General features: G+C 36.7%; 14 protein-coding genes and 1 pseudogene. 7 read left to right on the forward strand and 8 right to left on the reverse strand.

The annotated features are described in order from the left end of the window. The first annotated feature begins 240 nt into the window (after nucleotides 1-240). Together JF53_RS03765 and JF53_RS03770 are read left to right on the forward strand one after the other, a co-directional pair. Complete coding sequence (locus tag JF53_RS03765) at nucleotides 241-810, forward strand: DUF2087 domain-containing protein (protein ID WP_047980522.1); 570 nt, start codon at nucleotides 241-243, stop codon at nucleotides 808-810. Between the two features lie 95 nt (nucleotides 811-905). After that, nucleotides 906-2,138 carry an MFS transporter gene (locus tag JF53_RS03770; protein ID WP_047980523.1) on the forward strand — a complete coding sequence of 411 codons (1,233 nt, stop codon included), beginning with the start codon at nucleotides 906-908 and terminating at the stop codon, nucleotides 2,136-2,138. Nucleotides 2,139-2,282: 144 nt separating this feature from the next. Here the strand turns inward: JF53_RS03770 and JF53_RS03775 are convergent, their stop codons facing one another. The 4 genes from JF53_RS03775 to JF53_RS17160 all read right to left on the reverse strand — a co-directional run bounded on the left by JF53_RS03775 (nucleotide 2,283) and on the right by JF53_RS17160 (nucleotide 4,701). Further along, nucleotides 2,283-2,831: a DUF4256 domain-containing protein gene (locus JF53_RS03775; RefSeq protein ID WP_047980549.1), complete on the reverse strand. Its 549-nt coding sequence runs from the start codon at nucleotides 2,829-2,831 to the stop codon at nucleotides 2,283-2,285. A gap of 109 nt (nucleotides 2,832-2,940) precedes the next feature. Further along, the gene (locus JF53_RS03780) at nucleotides 2,941-3,795 is read right to left on the reverse strand and encodes a VOC family protein (protein WP_047980524.1); all 855 of its coding nucleotides are present in this window, start codon (nucleotides 3,793-3,795) and stop codon (nucleotides 2,941-2,943) included. Between the two features lie 194 nt (nucleotides 3,796-3,989). Beyond that, nucleotides 3,990-4,472 carry a hypothetical protein gene (locus JF53_RS03785; RefSeq protein ID WP_047980525.1) on the reverse strand — a complete coding sequence of 161 codons (483 nt, stop codon included), beginning with the start codon at nucleotides 4,470-4,472 and terminating at the stop codon, nucleotides 3,990-3,992. Nucleotides 4,473-4,554: 82 nt separating this feature from the next. Next, nucleotides 4,555-4,701 (reverse strand): DUF4275 family protein, encoded by a 147-nt coding sequence (locus JF53_RS17160; protein WP_083443535.1) that lies wholly within the window; start codon nucleotides 4,699-4,701, stop codon nucleotides 4,555-4,557. A 266-nt stretch (nucleotides 4,702-4,967) separates the two neighbouring features. On the opposite strand from JF53_RS17160, the gene JF53_RS03790 reads away from it, so the two are divergent. Beyond that, nucleotides 4,968-5,603, forward strand: a complete 636-nt coding sequence (locus tag JF53_RS03790) for a hypothetical protein (RefSeq protein ID WP_047980526.1) — start codon at nucleotides 4,968-4,970, stop codon at nucleotides 5,601-5,603. A 458-nt stretch (nucleotides 5,604-6,061) separates the two neighbouring features. On the opposite strand, the gene ltrA is transcribed toward JF53_RS03790, so the two are convergent. Beyond that, a complete protein-coding gene (gene ltrA, locus JF53_RS03795) occupies nucleotides 6,062-7,873 on the reverse strand; it encodes a group II intron reverse transcriptase/maturase (protein WP_047980527.1) in 1,812 nt (603 codons plus the stop codon). A gap of 1,006 nt (nucleotides 7,874-8,879) precedes the next feature. Between ltrA and JF53_RS03800 the strand changes: the two genes are divergently transcribed. Next, entirely contained in the window at nucleotides 8,880-9,170 is a 291-nt protein-coding gene (locus JF53_RS03800; protein WP_047980528.1) for an SMODS domain-containing nucleotidyltransferase, read from the forward strand. Here the strand turns inward: JF53_RS03800 and JF53_RS03805 are convergent. Continuing rightward, nucleotides 9,167-10,284 (reverse strand): IS3 family transposase gene (locus JF53_RS03805; protein ID WP_087946637.1). Its coding sequence is split into 2 segments (ribosomal slippage): nucleotides 9,167-10,041 and nucleotides 10,041-10,284, totalling 1,119 coding nucleotides; the frame shifts between segments, so codons are not numbered across the junction. The two genes, JF53_RS03800 and JF53_RS03805, sit on opposite strands and share 4 nt — an antisense overlap. 265 nt (nucleotides 10,285-10,549) lie before the next feature. Here JF53_RS03805 and JF53_RS17825 point away from each other — a divergent pair. The 3 genes and pseudogenes from JF53_RS17825 to JF53_RS03820 form a co-directional block, all read left to right on the forward strand. Continuing rightward, a pseudogene (locus tag JF53_RS17825) lies at nucleotides 10,550-10,771 on the forward strand (SMODS domain-containing nucleotidyltransferase); the annotation flags it as partial. Between the two features lie 48 nt (nucleotides 10,772-10,819). Next, nucleotides 10,820-11,167, forward strand: coding sequence for a hypothetical protein (locus JF53_RS17830; protein ID WP_236686900.1), 348 nt, complete (start codon nucleotides 10,820-10,822; stop codon nucleotides 11,165-11,167). Beyond that, on the forward strand, nucleotides 11,094-11,723 hold the full coding sequence (locus JF53_RS03820) for an SLATT domain-containing protein (RefSeq protein ID WP_236686901.1): 630 nt from the start codon (nucleotides 11,094-11,096) through the stop codon (nucleotides 11,721-11,723). The genes JF53_RS17830 and JF53_RS03820 overlap by 74 nt, the downstream gene beginning before the upstream one ends. A gap of 683 nt (nucleotides 11,724-12,406) precedes the next feature. Here the strand turns inward: JF53_RS03820 and glmS are convergent. Together glmS and JF53_RS03830 are read right to left on the reverse strand one after the other, a co-directional pair. Next, the gene (gene glmS, locus JF53_RS03825; protein ID WP_047980530.1) at nucleotides 12,407-14,209 is read right to left on the reverse strand and encodes a glutamine--fructose-6-phosphate transaminase (isomerizing); all 1,803 of its coding nucleotides are present in this window, start codon (nucleotides 14,207-14,209) and stop codon (nucleotides 12,407-12,409) included. Between the two features lie 655 nt (nucleotides 14,210-14,864). After that, on the reverse strand, nucleotides 14,865-16,655 hold the full coding sequence (locus JF53_RS03830) for a S9 family peptidase (RefSeq protein ID WP_047980531.1): 1,791 nt from the start codon (nucleotides 16,653-16,655) through the stop codon (nucleotides 14,865-14,867). Nucleotides 16,656-16,675 lie beyond the last annotated feature (20 nt).

Consider the following 16,675-nt stretch of genomic DNA (forward strand, 5'->3'; position numbering starts at 1 on the left):
AATCAAATATAATAATATTATAGAAACACAAGTCCCAAATACATGGAATATTATACCATAAATATACGACAATTTTCTTATTTTTGTAGTTATTTAAAAAGAACTAAAACTAGGTTTTCTGATTTTGTCCTCATCATTTCTGTTATTTAGCGACATCATGTTTTTGTTCTATTGTAATAAAACTCTAATTAGAATATAATCTAATTAGAAATATATCTAATTAGATGGGTGGTTACCTTCATGCAGTTAGATCGGATTGTAAATTTCCATAAAACAATTGGGGATAAAACCAGGATTCAAATAATCGAATTATTAAAAGATGGTCCATTACACGGGCAGGCATTAGCGGGGAAATTGGGCTTGACGCCCCCCACTATTTCTTACCATGTAACAAAGTTAAGAGAAATAGATATCATTTATCAACGACGCGATAAGAACACCATCTATTTTCATCTAAATGAAAAAAAGCTTGAATCCATGGCTACTGCAATATTGCAAATAAGGGGTGAGAAAATGGAATCAATGACTATTTCAAACGATGAGAAGTACAAGGTCATTACAAATTTCTTTGATGAGCGTGGCAGACTTAAAAACATTCCTGCTCAACACAAGAAAAAGCTCATTGTCCTCGAGCATCTTGTTAAAGGATTAAAAGTTGGCAAAATCTATCCAGAAAAAGAAATAAATGAATACATTAAACAATTCCATGAGGATTATGCAACGATTCGCCGAGAGTTCATTACTTGTCATTTTATGAATCGGGAAAACGGGGAATATCAACTAAATCCGAAAGAATTATGGCTGGTTTAACATAGTAAAACAATCAGAGCCTTGACTTTCCGCTCGAAAGTCAAGGTTTTCTCTAACGAAACTAATTAGATGGATATGAAAGTAGGTAGGGGGATTTGAATAACTGGAAAACATGGAAGCAGGAGAAAAGTTATCAAAAATTATTTTGGGCTGGTACTGTTAGTGGCATTGGAAATCGATTCTCACAGGTTGCGATACTGGCATTACTCTACCAACTAACCGGATCTGGCTTTGCCATTGGACTTTACTTCGCCATACGCATGGCACCGTTTTTATTACTAGCACCGATTGGTGGCATGATAGCTGATCGATTTTCAAAGAAAAGGTTGTTACTAACCGTTGATTTGGTTCGCATTCCCTTTGCTATCTCCCCTATCTTCGTGCAGGGTCCAGAGCATTTATGGATTATCTTTGTTAGTTCATTTTGTCTAGCTGCAGGAGAAGCATTGCATGCACCTACCCGAATGGCTACAATACCAGCAATTGTAAAGCAGGAAAGATTACTGTATGTTAATGCAATTGAACAAATTTTGGTTGGTGGAGTCCTTGTTTTAGGTTCTGGTTCAGGTGGGGTTATTTCCTATCTATTCGGATTACATATACCTTTTCTTTTAGATGGAATTAGTTTCCTATTATCCGCCTTTCTTTTATCAAGAATTTCGATGACAGCAGCAGGAAAACCAAGTATTAATGTAAATTATCAAGAGGTAATTCCACCTAAGAAATCAGCATGGAAACTGATTTTCGGATCCTCTGCACTGATCGTATTTCTTATCATTGAATTGACAATGCCATTGGCCAACGGCATTGATAATGTGCTGGTAAGTGTATATGCGCTTGATGTTTTCCAAAAGGGCGATCTTGGTGTTGGAATGATTTATGCTTTTCTAGGATTGGGGTTTGTTCTAAGCTCATTCTTTTCTAATTTTCTTAAGCGAAATCTAGTGGCACTTGTTGTAATGTTTATCGCGTTTGAAGGAATGGGACACCTGTTTTTAAGTATTACACCAACATTCTCATTGGCACTACTAATTGCATTATTGATTACCTTCGTCGGTGGAATAAGTAACATCTGCTTAGCTACACTCATAATGAAAATTGTGCCGAAATCAATGCATGGGACTTTTTTCGGATTAACTACAATGATATCCAATACGGGATTAGGTATTTCCATGGGAGTAGCAGGTTTACTTCTAGAAGTTTTTGAACCGAGAACGTTAAGTTTAATGGTGGGGAGTATCTATATAGGCTTCACAATCATGTATGCTATTTTATTTTCACGGGTAGATTTTAAGCGTGAAAAAAGGAAGCTGAGTCAAAAGGTGTAGCTACGCGAAATAGTTTCGTCTTCTAATTAACTACTTAGTGCATACTAGCAAGAATATTATCCTCTTTACTATTGTTACAATGGTTAATGGCGATCATCAATTGGATGATCGCCTCTTTTTACGGTTGAACTTTGATTGAAAAATTTAAACCCTTAACGAACCACGGAATCCTCTAGAGCCATAGTAAGAGTCCGCACCATTGTGATACACAAAGACATGTCCAAAACGATAATCACAATAAAGCGCACCACCAAGTTCTCGAATATCCGGAGGGGTTTGCACCCATGTTGATGTTTTCTTATCGAAATTCTCCAGTTTCTGCAATTCCCGGTATGCTTCTTCTGTTAACATCTCAATCCCCATGGCAGCTGCCATATCCATCGCGCTATTTTCTGGCTTATGTTTTTTTCTTGCCTCCAGTGCTTCTCGATCATAGCAAAGACTTCTGCGACCTTTAGGACTTTCCGCAGAACAATCACAGAAAATGTATTCGTCCGTCCTTTCATCATATTCGACAACGTCCGGTTCACCGCCAGTTCTTTCCATTTCATGGAGCGACCACAGTTTCTCCGGATTTGCTGCAAGCCGTGCTTGGACTTTCGCCCACTCAACATCTTCATGACGGTTCTTATGTTTTTCAAAACGGGCTTCCAATACCCGGAATAATTCGTCACGTTGTTCTTGTGATAACATCTTTTTATTCTCGTTCAAGTTAGCTTCTTCCCTTACGTATATGCATTTGTATAATTACTTCTATTTTACACGAACCTGTTCTCGGTTTCGATAAGGGATTGGAAGAATATCAGTCCAAGTAAAGTCGATTTCCAGATGGATCTTCTGTAAAGCATTTCCCATTCTCTTCTGTTACGGGATAACCCAATGCTTCTAATTTGGCCACTACCGATTTCCTTGCTTCCTCACTCGGCAATACTAGATTATAATAGCGCATTCCTACACTATTGGAACTAGGTCTCGGGGCGTTCTTGCCGTTCCATATATTCGTTCCAATATGATGGTGATAACCACCACTTGAGAAAAACACCGCTTGATTCGGAAAATCAAACATAATATCCAATCCTAAACCATCACGATAAAATTCCTTTGTTTTTTCCAAATCCGCTACATGCAAATGAAGATGTCCGATAATGGTTTCTTCCGGGATTTGAGTCCAGCTTTCCCCGTCCGCTTCGGCAATCACGCCTTCCACATCCATCGGACCATTATTCGAAAAGTCTATTTCACCCGTTTCGGTCCGCCAAGTTGACGGATCCGTATCGACGGCAACTTCAATCCCATTGCCATCCGGGTCTGCGAAATAAAGCGCCTCACTGATTCCGTGATTCGAAGCACCTTGCAAGGGATACTGTGCTTGCAAAAGATGAATGATTAATTTGCCTAAATCTTTACGCGTAGGAAACAACAATGCATAATGATACAAACCTGTTGTACGGCTTTCTTTGGGCGTGATACCTTCTGGTTCTTCAATCGTAAGCAGCGGCGTTACACCGTTTGCTGTTAATACGGCTTGTTTATCGGTTTGTTCTATAATTTGAAACCCCATCATCTCCTGGTAAAACGTCAGTGAACGATTAAGGTTTTGAACGTGTAAATGAACATGGTTTACAAATGTGTTCGGCTTGCTGTGATATGGATTCAATCTGTTACCTCCTATATTTTCGATGTGCTCCTATGGTTCATTATATTTACTAGGAATCAATATTGGAAGTAGGCACATTAGTGTATCTTGGTATACGAAAAGATACCTTAGCAAAAAGCCCAGATAACGCTTACCGCTACCTGGACTTAAGGGTATTTATTAGTTTTACACCAGAAATTGGATTCAATCTTCGTTTACTGAGATCGCTCTTTAGTCACTGCCACACTTTCACTTACAAACTGAAATCCATATAATAATGTTGCTAATGCCACAAAAACATACATTAACTCTATCTTCCTCATACGCACCAAGGATGCAATACCCAATTTATTTAAAATTGGCTCTAAGATATATGTAAATAGTAAATGTGCAGATAAATTCAAACCGAAATATTTCATTACTTTACCATAGGAATATTTCAAAAGCCAGAAAGAACTTACAAAAAAGGGACCATAGACAAAAGGAAATGAACCCGACACAGAAGGATGGATCTTAGTATACCACCACCACCATCTTCTCTTTTTCGCTATAACATTTACGATTCGCACTGTTATCACCATAAGTAGTGATGCAGGCAAAAAGCGTTTAATGGACTGCCTTCCTACAAATAAAAGGGAAAAAGCCATGAAAGTACCATCATTATTACTAAAATCTGTCTTGTGTTTCTCATGCAGCAACCTCCCGAATAATAAAGTCGGAATAATTTTCCCCTATATAAGGAATTTTATGAGGAAATTGGCTTCGCTTTCTCTTCCATTATTATTTTCGATAAAAATACGGACCATATACCCCTTTTTCGTGCGGAATAACGTAAGTCCAATTAAACCCTTTATCGACCACATATACATCACTGTATTCACCAAATTCATAGGTATTAAGTTTGGTGTATTCGACACGTTGATACATACTTAGTTAAAAAATGCCAAAAAGCATTTCAAAGTTAGTTATCTTTCCTCATTAATAATTCACTAAACTAGTGTTACAATTTACTATAATGATAATATTAACAACTATTCAATCGGGTTGTATAGTATTTGTTTCAAATAAATTATCAAAGGGGGTGAGTTTAGTAGATTTGCGAAACTATTTAATATTGTCATCCTCTCCTGTTACCCTTAATCTACATATTATTTAGGGGGTAATTTCAAAAAAAGTTAAAGAGGAGAAATGATATGAAGAAATTTTTATTTAGTTTTATGTCTATATTAATGGTATTTAGTTTATTAGCCCCTAGCATCTCTGCACAAAACAATAGCAGTAGTGGTGACATAACAGAACCTATCTACGACGACTATGCTAACAGCGTTATCACAGATGATAAGCTATTGGGATTGGCTGCACCTTTTATTGAAATTGAAAATGGTTCTTTTGTAATTAATGATATATCTGCACTAAGAGAAATCATATCTGAAGAAGAACTAGAAATGGTTAAAAAGCAATTAGAACAAACAAACGAACTATTAGCAGAAGCAGAAACTGAAGGACTTGTACAAGATGACAACACATTTGTACTTGAAATAACTGATGAAGAAGCAGAGAGAAGGCTACAAGAAGCAGGATTTAACGTTGATCTATCAAGTTATACTCCCGATGATTATGAGCAAATAGAAGGAAGCGGCTATCAACTTTCCTCTAAAGAGGGTGTTACAAAAATCGTGTTTGCCGGGTTGGCAGTTGACATATATTTGAGTAAATCTGTGGTCAACAATTTAACTAGTATTGGTGCAGGCCTTGCCGGAGTTACTCTTGCAGCACTCTTCCCTTTTCTTAGTCCATGGACAATAACTGTATCTGACTATAAAAAATGAGTATATCAAAAAGATTTTTAACCGGCATAAAAATATACGTCCCTTTAGTAATTGTTATGCTTATAATTGCTAAGGGCAATACAACATTATTTCATATATTAAATCTCTTTAGTATTCTTATATCCATATTAGGACAAAGACACTTAGAAAAGAGAATAAATAAAAAGAAAAACAATTAGCATTTGTAACCATTCACTCATTGATGTGTAAGTATTTTTCAATGATATATCCTTCGAAATTAATTCCGTCACATATTCTATGTTAATCATATGATTTAACACTATATATAGGTAAACTAGAAATTCCTTACTCATACAGATAGGTAAGGGTTTGAAGTTATCGCTCCCTTTTCCCCCTGTTCACACCGTACGTGCGACTTTCACCGCATACGGCGTTCCAACTAATCCAATTCATTCAATCTTATGTATCTCTAGATTTGATTTTGCTTTCTTCCGAAATCATATTGTGTGATTATGACATTGTAATCGAAGTTCGTTAAGCTTATCTTTTTGCATTCTTGATAGATTTAAGATTTTTATTAATGCTGTTATCTTATCGTTATTTTTCATGTGTACAAGTCTGTGGACCGATTCATGTAGTATTACTAGGTTTGAAAATGAATCGTCCTTTGAGAGATGGTAAGGATTCTTATGATGGCAGTGCCAATCGCTTTTACCTAGCTCCATTCCAGAAATAGCACACTTGCCATATTGGGCGATGAATTTACTTATTCGATTGTCATTATATTCAATGGTTCGATTTGGAATAAAACTATTCATGATATAGGATAGAATTTCTTTACTTATGGCTTTTAACCCTTTGTGTATCTTCTCTCTCCCTTCGGGAGTATAGTTACACGTATCTTGGGAAAAACATAAATTTGTTTTATGTCTTTGGGCATGAATAGGTACAAATACCATGTTTTTTATTTTATACAATTTGCATTTATATCCTTTATACCTCTTCTGTAAAGTTCTGGTCATATCATGAAAATTGGCATCTGTTCTAAGAAATTTTAGGCGATTATACATGATTCTTCGCAGATAAGAGTTTAACTCATTAAGATTTACTGTAATTCTAGTGGCTGCTGAATAGTAATTCTGAATTCCCATGACTACCGTATTAAAATTCCAAACGGTCTTATTACTAGGATTCTTCTGTATAGTTTTAACAGCCTTCTTGATTTTGTTGAAAGCATTAACTTTTGCTTTATTTGACATATTCGATTTCGCTACATAACCAAACCTAGTCTTTCCTTTTCTCACTGCTTTGAAGGTGAAGCCTAGAAACTCCGAAGAGTTTTTCTTTAGGTTTATTACTTTAGACTTTTCTTCACTAGTTTCAAGGTGTAGTCTATTCATCAAGAAGTCTTTAATGGCATAATTCATTCTGATTGCTTGTGTACGTGTTCGACATAGGACTTTGAAATCATCCGCGTAGCGGACTATAAAGCACTCTTTTAACCCAGACTTTTTCAACGCTTGATATTTAATGCCGCTGGTCTTATATTTAAAGTCACTATCGAATGTTTCCCACTGATTACTTATCCACCAATCCAGTTCATTTAATACAATGTTTGATAATAATGGAGATAGGATACCGCCTTGCGGTGTTCCTTTTGTCGGTATGCCTTCAACATGAATTTCAGCTTTTAATAGTTTAGAAATAATGGCTATTAATGACTTATCTCTAATCCCTAGCGACCAAATCTGTTTTAAAAGTTTACTGTGGTTGACGTTATCAAAGAAGCCTTTAATATCGACATCAATACAGTGATGAAGTCCAGATTGATTGATTAGAAATTCAAATCGTGCTTTCGCATGATGAGTATTTCGGTTAGGTCTAAATCCATAACTATGCTTATGAAACTTTGCCTCAAAGATTGGCTCTAAAACTTGTAAAACGCACTGTTGAAAAATCCTATCCCAAATGGTTGGTATTCCCAAAGGTCTTAATTTTCCATTTACCTTTTCTATGAACACACGCCTTACTGCTTGTGGCTCATACCATTTAAACATATTTTGAATTGTAACTATTACATCTTCCACCGATAAATGACTAATATCTTTAATTGTTAATTTATCTGTTCCTGCCGTTCTACTTCCGGTATTTCTTTTGATATTTCGATAGGCAAGACGTATATTTTCATTAGAACTCATCAATTCTATTAATCCATAAAACTTTTCACCATCGACACTACGAGCATAGAGATTGTCGAAACACTCTTGTAAATTATAATACTCATTATGTCTCAGCTTCTTCCGTTTCAATAAGTCGGTAACCCCTTTCGGAGTTAACCTCTTTTAGTCTCACGAGAACCTTATTAACCGATAAAGATCTGCCTTACATGGTTGAATGATTCTTCATTAGTCTAGTGGCTATCCCTCCATGTTGATTAGACATTTCAGTGGTACTGTACCACCACTTTCACTGACATAAAGGGAAGTTATACAATAACTATTGTCATTATTGTTTTCCTTGTCACCGTTTCATTGGGAGTAAGCCCTCCACGTTATCAGCTTACAACGTTGAATTATATCTATTATAGAATGAACTTAGGTGCTTCCTGTAAGCCTGTTAGCATTCATACGCCTGTAACGTATCATGGATTTTCATATTAGTTAGTCTTACTCACCCACATCTAACCTCACAATTTGGTGATATACACATTTCTATGTATTGCAGGTCTAGACCCGTACATTCAGAAGTTTGTCAGCTTAACCTTTTTCTTGTAGGTTTATTTGCATACTCACCATATTCATTCAACTCAAGCATCATGATTTACACCACCCCATCGGGTAGGCTTTCGACAGCTAGACTACGCTATTACGGTAAATTCTTACGCCTTTTCACCGAGCTTTTAACAGTGTCATTCTTACTAACTCCAGTGCTAATCGACTAAGAGAGAACCCTTCCGAGCGTTACCTCTTCATTTGATTCTTTGATATAATCCTTCGGTTCCGAAATGGAACCGTCTAGCCTTTACCAGAGTAATGTATCCATTCTCAATTTAAGCTAGAAACATTTCGCACAACTATCCTGCCCCGTTAGCATAATAGCATCTAATTAAACAATAACATAATATTCAGAAAATAAAACCATAATTTTAGCCATAGAAAAAGGCGATCACAATTGGTCCACCCTAGTTTCACTATTGCACCCGTTAGTTGAATAAGACAATATTTTTAGAGAGTATCTTATAATCTATAATATTGGTATGATATGATTATAGATAAGTATGTTTTTGTAATTCACAGAAATTAAGGGGGAGAGTCAATGTCTGTAAGTACAAATTTCGAAACCTTCTGTAGTAATTTAAGAATGCGTGATGAAACTATTGAAGCTATACAAAGAAGGTATCGCCAAATCACAAAAAGAATTAATTTAGATTATTGGAATAGTACATCTGAAACGAACCACAGTCTTTATGTCGGTTCCTATGGAAGAGGAACAGAAATTTTCTCTAGCGATATAGATATAATTGTAAGGTTACCTCTAGCGACTTATAATAAGTTTAATAATTATATAGGTAATGGTCAATCTTCTGGTATGTCAACACTAAACTAGACAACTTTTTTAAGGTGTTCATTTTTATATTCAATAGGGCTTAAATACCCAAGTGTTCCGTGAATTCTGATATGATTAAACCAATGAACATAATCATCTAATTCTAATTTCAACCGTTCTAAATTTTCAAAATGTTTCCCTTTGACAAACTCTGTCTTAATAATTTTAAAGGTGGCTTCAGCTACCGCATTATCATACGGACAACCTTTCATACTCAATGAACGCTTTATTTTAAATGTTTCTAATGCTTCATCAATCATCCTGTTTTTAAACTCATTTCCTCGGTCCGTGTGAAACAATTGAATTTGCCGTAAATCAGCTTTTATAGTCGATAAGGCTTGATATACTAGGCCTGCGTTTTTATGAGGCCCAGCACTGTGACCAATAATTTCACGATTATAAAGATCAACAAATAAACATATGTAATGCCATCGATTTTCGACTCTTACGTATGTTAAATCACTCACTACCACAGATAATTCATTTTGTTGATTGAATTCCCTATTTAACTCGTTTTTAGCTTTTGATTCATTACATTTATCTACATGAGGCTTAAATTGAGCGACTGTATATTTAGATACTAGCCCATTCTTTTTCATAATTCTGCCAATACGTCGTCTGGATGCAACTATGCCAAGCTTTTTTAATTCATGTTTAATTTTGCGTGTGCCATAGTTTTGGCGACTTTTATTGAATATATCAATTATGGCAAATGCGAGTTCATCTTCTGATTTTGATTGCTCTTTTGCTTCGTAATAATAGGTACTTCTTGGGAGTTGTAGGACGTCACACATTGCTGATATCGAGTATTTGTGTCGGTTATTTTTGATCACATTTACTTTCGTCCTAGTATCAGCGCAGCTTGCTTTAAAATATCATTTTCCATCAATAAACGTTGGTTTTCTTTACGAAGTTTGATCAACTCTGTTTGTTCTGGTGTCCTATTATCCTTCTCTTTAAACGAACCAGATGTTTTGCTTTGTTTAATCCATTTGTCCAATGCCGAAGGCGTTAAATCGTATTCACTAATGATATCTTTTCTGGGCTTTCCGCTTTCGTATAACTTGACCATTTGAGCTTTAAATTCGGAAGTAAAAGTTCTTCTTTCTCTCATGTAAGTCTCTCCTTAACTAAATAGGGGTAACGTAGACTGCAACAACAGTGGAATAATGCCGAAACTTGACATGGAGCCTCTGCGGACATGCTTTCCCGACCAGGAAGCCAGCTGATAAGTACACCTGGCCCCGCCGACAAGGCTAGCATACCCGCTTCTCCACGTAAAGTTTCTAGAATGGATCTCTTATGACAGTAAGCAGTATGCCCAAATTTGGTGGTTAGTCTACTTGACCTTATTTTTATTGTCCAGTTAAGTGTAGCCGATTCATTCCTTATTAAATGAGGTAAAAGGTGTTTTACAAAAAACATATAGCAAGTCTTTTTTAAAGGGAGATGGTCAGGTAATTGGTATTAACTTTACAGATGATATTAATTTTGAAATTGTTCCAGCCTTTTTAAATGATAATAATAGTTTCACATACCCTGACACCAACAGCGGTGGCTCCTGGAAAACAACTGACCCTAGAAAAGAGATTGAAGCCATAAATAAGCTAAATAAAGATACAAATAAAAACCTTAAAAAATTATGTAGAATGGCTAGAGCGTGGAAAAACACATGTAATGTTCCTATGAGTGGAATATTAATTGATACTCTTGCCTATAAATTTTTAAAAGACTGGGAGTATAAAGATAAATCATTAGTATATTTTGACTGGCTAAGTAGAGACTTTTTTAAATACTTAAAGGATATAGATTCAGATAAGCTTTACTGGCTTGCACCAGGTAGTAATCGCTATGTATGGAAAGATAGAAGCTTTCAATATAAAGCAAAACAAGCATACAATACGTCATTGGAAGCTATTAATAGTGAAGATAAAGGTAATTCATATTCAGCTAAACAAAAATGGAGAGAAATTTATGGAACGAAATTCCCAAGCTAGTCAAGGATATAAACTAGAATCACAAATAAGGGAAGCGTATGGAAGAATTACCTATACTCAAACATGTCATAATAAAATAATCCATAGGTTAAAAAGAAAAAATGATTGGATTAAAATTGCTCAAATTGTCTTATCAGCCCTTTTAAGTGGCGGCTTCTTAGTAACAATCATTTCTTCTGACAAAGTCACTGGGATAGTGGGTGGAATTCTTTCATTGTTTTTGTTGATTTTAAACACATATGCAAAAAATTTCAATCTGATTGAATCCGTTCAGGAGCATCAAAAATCCTCTGACCTACTATGGAAAATCAGAGAAGAATATGTTTCTTTACTCATTGATTTTGAGGTGCTTGAAATGGAGGAAATAATGAAGAAACGCGATGAATTACAGGATAGGACAGCTGAAGTGTACAGTAATTCACCAAGGACAGATGCCAAAAGCTACGCCCAAGCTCAAAAAGCATTAAAAACTGAAGAAGAGCAAACCTTCTCAGAACATGAAATAGACGTTATGTTGCCAAATTCTATTCGAAGAAATAATAGAGAGCTCAAATAATATTGCCGCCTAAAAAATGCCGTGTTGTAGAATAAAACGGGATTCATTTTTCTTTTGGTTCCGAGTTTTAAATCCTTGTAAAATCGGTATAAGATGAAAGGACCGAAGAAAAGTGATCCATAACCCTAAAATGGACAACCTTATGAAGGGATCTCAGGGCACCTCGTTTCAGACGGAAGTCGTCTTGTTTAATCTCCATCAATTGTGCTAATGATTGTAATCTTTTCATACTAAGCATTTATACACAACTTATTTCAACTATGCATAAAAAAATATGATTTTCTTATTTCACAATACTGTCCCGTTAGTTGAAGTACTTAATATTTAGAATCCTATATGCATTTTAAAATCAATGTCTAATTCTTAGCTTCATCAACAATTGACTCCAAAAATCTTAAGATAATATATCGCAACAGCTTAACCATATAAAAACCCTCTGTTCCTATTTTAGAACAGAGGGTGAAAAGTAATATTAAGCTTTCAATTGAAATTTACTAACTACAATGTTACTGGGCAGTCTCTAGAGTGTTTTTGCCCAATATTAATTTCGAATTAGTATCTCTTTGTTCACAAACGAACAACTTACTTTTAAAATGAAATACTTACTTTCAAAACAAACAACTTACTTCCAACAAAAAACAACTTACTTTCAAAAAAACACTTCAGACATATCAAAACTAAACTTATTCCACCGTCACACTCTTCGCCAAGTTCCTTGGCTTATCAACATCACAACCACGGTGTAATGCTGCGTAGTATGCCAGTAATTGTAATGGTACGACACTTGCAAGTGGTGTTAGTAACTCGTGTACTTTAGGTAACACAAATGCATCGTCATCTTGCTCTAAGCCTTTCATGCTGACGATCATGGCATTTGCGCCGCGTGCTACTACTTCTTGAACATTACCGCGAATTGAATAGTTTACATTTTCCTGTGTTGCAAGGGCAATAACAGGTGTTCCTTTTTCAATTAAGGCAATGGTTCCGTGTTTTAATTCCCCACCAGCAAATCCTTCTGCTTGGATATAAGAAATTTCTTTTAGCTTCAATGAACCTTCAAGGGCTACATTGTAGTCTGCACTACGTCCGATAAAGAACGCATTGCGTGACGTCGCTAAATAATCAGTAGCTAGCTGTTCAATTTCTTCTTTTTGTGCGGTTAATACATCCATTGCGTTTGCGACAATGGCAAGCTCTTGCATTGGATCGAAGTCTAGTTCTAATCCTTTCGCTCTTGCCGTATCAACAGCTAGAATCGCAAGTACAGCAATTTGTGCTGTGTATGCTTTGGTTGAAGCTACGGCAATTTCTGGACCTGCATATAGGTGCAAGGTGTAATCCGCTTCACGAGAAAGGGTGGATCCTGGCACGTTTGTAATCGTTAGTGCTGGATGTCCCATTTCTTTAATACTTACTAATACGGCACGGCTATCCGCTGTTTCACCACTTTGTGAAATGAAAATAAACAATGGCTTTTCGGAAAGCAGTGGCATATTGTAGGAAAATTCACTGGCAACGTGAACTTCCACTGGAATCTTCGCTAATTTTTCAATGAATTCTTTTCCAACCAAGCCAGCATGATAGCTCGTTCCAGCCGCAATGATATAAATGCGGTCGGCAGCTTTCATGGCCGTACGAATATTTTCATCAAGCTTCAATTCGTTATTATCGTTTTGATATTCCTTGATGATTTTACGCATAACGATTGGTTGTTCATCAATCTCTTTTAGCATAAAGTGTGGGTATGTGCCTTTTTCTATATCACTTGCATCAATTTGTGCTGTGTAAGGACTACGTTCTAAAACGGTACCGTCAAGCTTTTGAATGGTAACAGACTCGCGGTTAACGATAACAATTTCCTTGTCATGAATTTCAAGGTATTGATCGGTAACTTTTAACGTTGCCATTGCATCACTTGCGACGACATTAAAGTCATTACCTAAGCCAACTAATAATGGGCTCTTATTTTTAGACACATAAAGCGTATCCGAATCTTCATTATCGATCATAGCGATCGCATAAGACCCTTTAAGAAGCTCCATTGTTTGACGGAAGCTCGCTAACGTATCCTGATTCGTTTGGTAAAACTTTTCAATTAACTGAACGACTACCTCGGTATCTGTTTCACTTTTGAACGTAACATCTTGAAGATATTCGCGTTTAAGATCTTGGTAGTTCTCGATAACCCCGTTATGAACAAGGGTAAATCTTCCAGAAGTACTTTGATGTGGATGTGCATTATCTACACTTGGCTCCCCATGTGTTGCCCAACGAGTATGACCGATACCCATTGTTGCATGAACATCTTGATCAACTTCTTCTTTTAGTGCCGCAATACGACCCTTAACCTTGAAAAGATTTACACCATCTTGATTCAATAACGCAATACCTGCGGAGTCATAGCCGCGATATTCTAATTTTTCTAGTCCAGTTAATAAAACTTCCTTTGAATCCTGTTGTCCAATATAACCTACAATTCCACACATTTCGTTGTGTTCCTCCTCGTTTGAAGGGGCCACAAACGACCTATTGAAATAAATATTCTTCAGGGGCGTTCATAGCCCCTTTCTCGTGTTTATGGTAACACTCATCTTTTTCCCTTTGTGCAATAGGTCACCCTATTGTTTTAAAGAAAAAGCATGACGATTGGAGTGTGCAATCGGAAGGTATCCGCCGAAAACTTCGATAACCTTCACCTCGTCAACTATTTTCCTTTTCCGTTCAGAAAATAGTCCTGGCGCTTTTAGTAGTATTAGCTGCTATCCTCCTTTATATCCCGCTGTTACCCTATTTCTGGCAGTAAAAATCATGCAATCAAATTTCATTACACCATTACATTTGGAAAATACTGTAACATTTTATCCGCCGAAAAGGATACCAACTTATTTTAACCGAAGTTAATTATTCTGGCAATCATTAAATAAATGGAGGGGATGTAAATAGTATATGGCGTGTTGATTTCATTCGTGTCTTTTGGCTTTAAACCGCTTGGTTAGCCTGCTTTTCCGCTACATTGATGCCATCATTAATTCGGCATATATACATTCGAAAATTCTATTCTGTATAAGACTGCCTTGGCAATTTTTCATAAAAAAATGAGCACACGATTGTTTCTCGTGTGCTCCGTAACTAGCAATTAAATTAACCCTGATGCTTCTCTAGGAAATCAAGCATTAAATTATATACTTTAATTTCATTATCTTTCTTCGAGAATCCATGTCCTTCATCTTCCAGAACCAGATATTCCACATTGCGGCCTTTTTCTTTCAACTTGGCAACAATTTGGTCTGACTCTTCTTTTACAACACGTGGATCCTTTGCCCCTTGGATAACGAGCATTGGTTTTACCATCGTATCTAAATACGTAATCGGTGAATCCTTGATAAATCGTTCTTTTTCACGCTCGGGATCGCCAACCCAACGTTCCATCATCGGCTTCCAATGTGGAGGAACCGAGTTTACAAAAGTAAATAAATCAGATGGACCGAAAATATCTACAACGGCTTTAAAGTATTCTGGATGGCGTCCGTGTAATAATAGCGCCATATAGCCACCATAGCTACCACCGACGAGGAATAACTTTTCACGATTAGTAATGTTATTTTCAAACAGCCATTCGATACCTGCCACACAATCTAGACGTGGGCCATGTCCCCAATCCTGCTCCACTAATTTTACAAATGATGAACCGTATCCAGTACTACCCCGGAAGTTCGGAGCAAAGATCGTGTACCCACGGTTTAACGCACTTTGGAACATGGCACGGAACATTTTACGTTCTGATGCTTGTGGTCCACCATGCGGCCAGAAAATCGTGTGGCCGTTGTCGCTTTCCGGATTTGCTTTAAAGAGCAGTGCCTCAATTTTCATCCCATCAAACGACTTGTACGTCACCACTTCCGGCTCGACCATTTCCTCCTGACTAACCCCAAGCACTCGGTTATTTGTTAACGATTGCCACTCCGCACCATCTGTAGATTTGAAAATGTTAAATGGAATCGTTGCACTTCTCCCTAATAGATAGAGGTTGCCCGCTTTTGTCACGACTAGCTTTTCAATGACATCCACAGGAGGAGTTAATTTTTCAAGCTTTTCTGTAGCTAGTTCATAACGATAAAGGACATCCTCTACACCTTTTTCCGTTACAACATAAAGCACATTAGTTTCTTTATTGTACTGTACTGATTCAATACTTTCATTCGCAATTTCAACGACCTTCGTGAAGCTCTTCGCCTTTAGATCATACTTTGCGACATAGCTATATTCGCTCTCATAGTTTGTTGTAAAATAGATGTCATTTTCCCCAACAAACACAGGGCTGCTTGCAACATGCACTTTTTCTGGATCCGGCGTTAAACTAACCAGTTCCTCCCCGTCTTTTACAAACAGCTGGATATATGTATTGGCAAGCAATCGCATATAAACAAACACATCTTCCTTATCTGACACAGCAGCCAAATAAGTAGGGCCAGTTTCCCCTTCATTAAGTAGGGTGTCGGAGTTATCCTCCAAATTACGAACACGAGTATTTAAGAAGTTCGGATTGCCTTCAGACGTTAAATAATAGACGCGATTTCCATCCTCACTTAAATGCGCGAAATAGTACTTCTCCGATGCATCACCGGTGATTAATTCTTGCGGAATCCCACCCTCAGTCGGGACAGCATAAATTTGGTAGTTCTCATCACCATCATTATCGTAACCAGTTAACACATAACGATTTTTCGGATCAATTTTAATAAAATTCGTCCCTTGATCCTTTTGCGCAAATAAATACGGAAATGTACCCGGAAGATCCATTGCCCAAAGATTCATTTTCCCATTTAAATTGGTATTAAATACTAGCCGCTTCTCATCACGGCTCACCGCAAAATCAGAAATGACATACGTACGCAAGAATTGCTCAACTGTTGGTTTCGAAAAATTTAACATCATACTCCCCCTCGAATTTA

Origin of the sequence: Ornithinibacillus contaminans (assembly GCF_001038425.2) — a bacterium.
Classification (GTDB): Bacteria; Bacillota; Bacilli; order Bacillales; family Amphibacillaceae; genus Ornithinibacillus; species Ornithinibacillus contaminans.

Bases quoted from the DNA above. Each gene is read 5' to 3' on its own strand.
- JF53_RS03765 (WP_047980522.1), top strand. From the start codon at position 241: ATGCAGTTAGATCGGATTGTAAATTTCCATAAAACAATTGGGGATAAA.
- JF53_RS03775 (WP_047980549.1), bottom strand. From the start codon at position 2,831: ATGTTATCACAAGAACAACGTGACGAATTATTCCGGGTATTGGAAGCC.
- JF53_RS17160 (WP_083443535.1), bottom strand. From the start codon at position 4,701: ATGTATCAACGTGTCGAATACACCAAACTTAATACCTATGAATTTGGT.
- JF53_RS03790 (WP_047980526.1), top strand. From the start codon at position 4,968: ATGAAGAAATTTTTATTTAGTTTTATGTCTATATTAATGGTATTTAGT.
- JF53_RS03800 (WP_047980528.1), top strand. From the start codon at position 8,880: ATGTCTGTAAGTACAAATTTCGAAACCTTCTGTAGTAATTTAAGAATG.
- JF53_RS17830 (WP_236686900.1), top strand. From the start codon at position 10,820: ATGGCTAGAGCGTGGAAAAACACATGTAATGTTCCTATGAGTGGAATA.
- glmS (WP_047980530.1), bottom strand. From the start codon at position 14,209: ATGTGTGGAATTGTAGGTTATATTGGACAACAGGATTCAAAGGAAGTT.
- JF53_RS03830 (WP_047980531.1), bottom strand. From the start codon at position 16,655: ATGTTAAATTTTTCGAAACCAACAGTTGAGCAATTCTTGCGTACGTAT.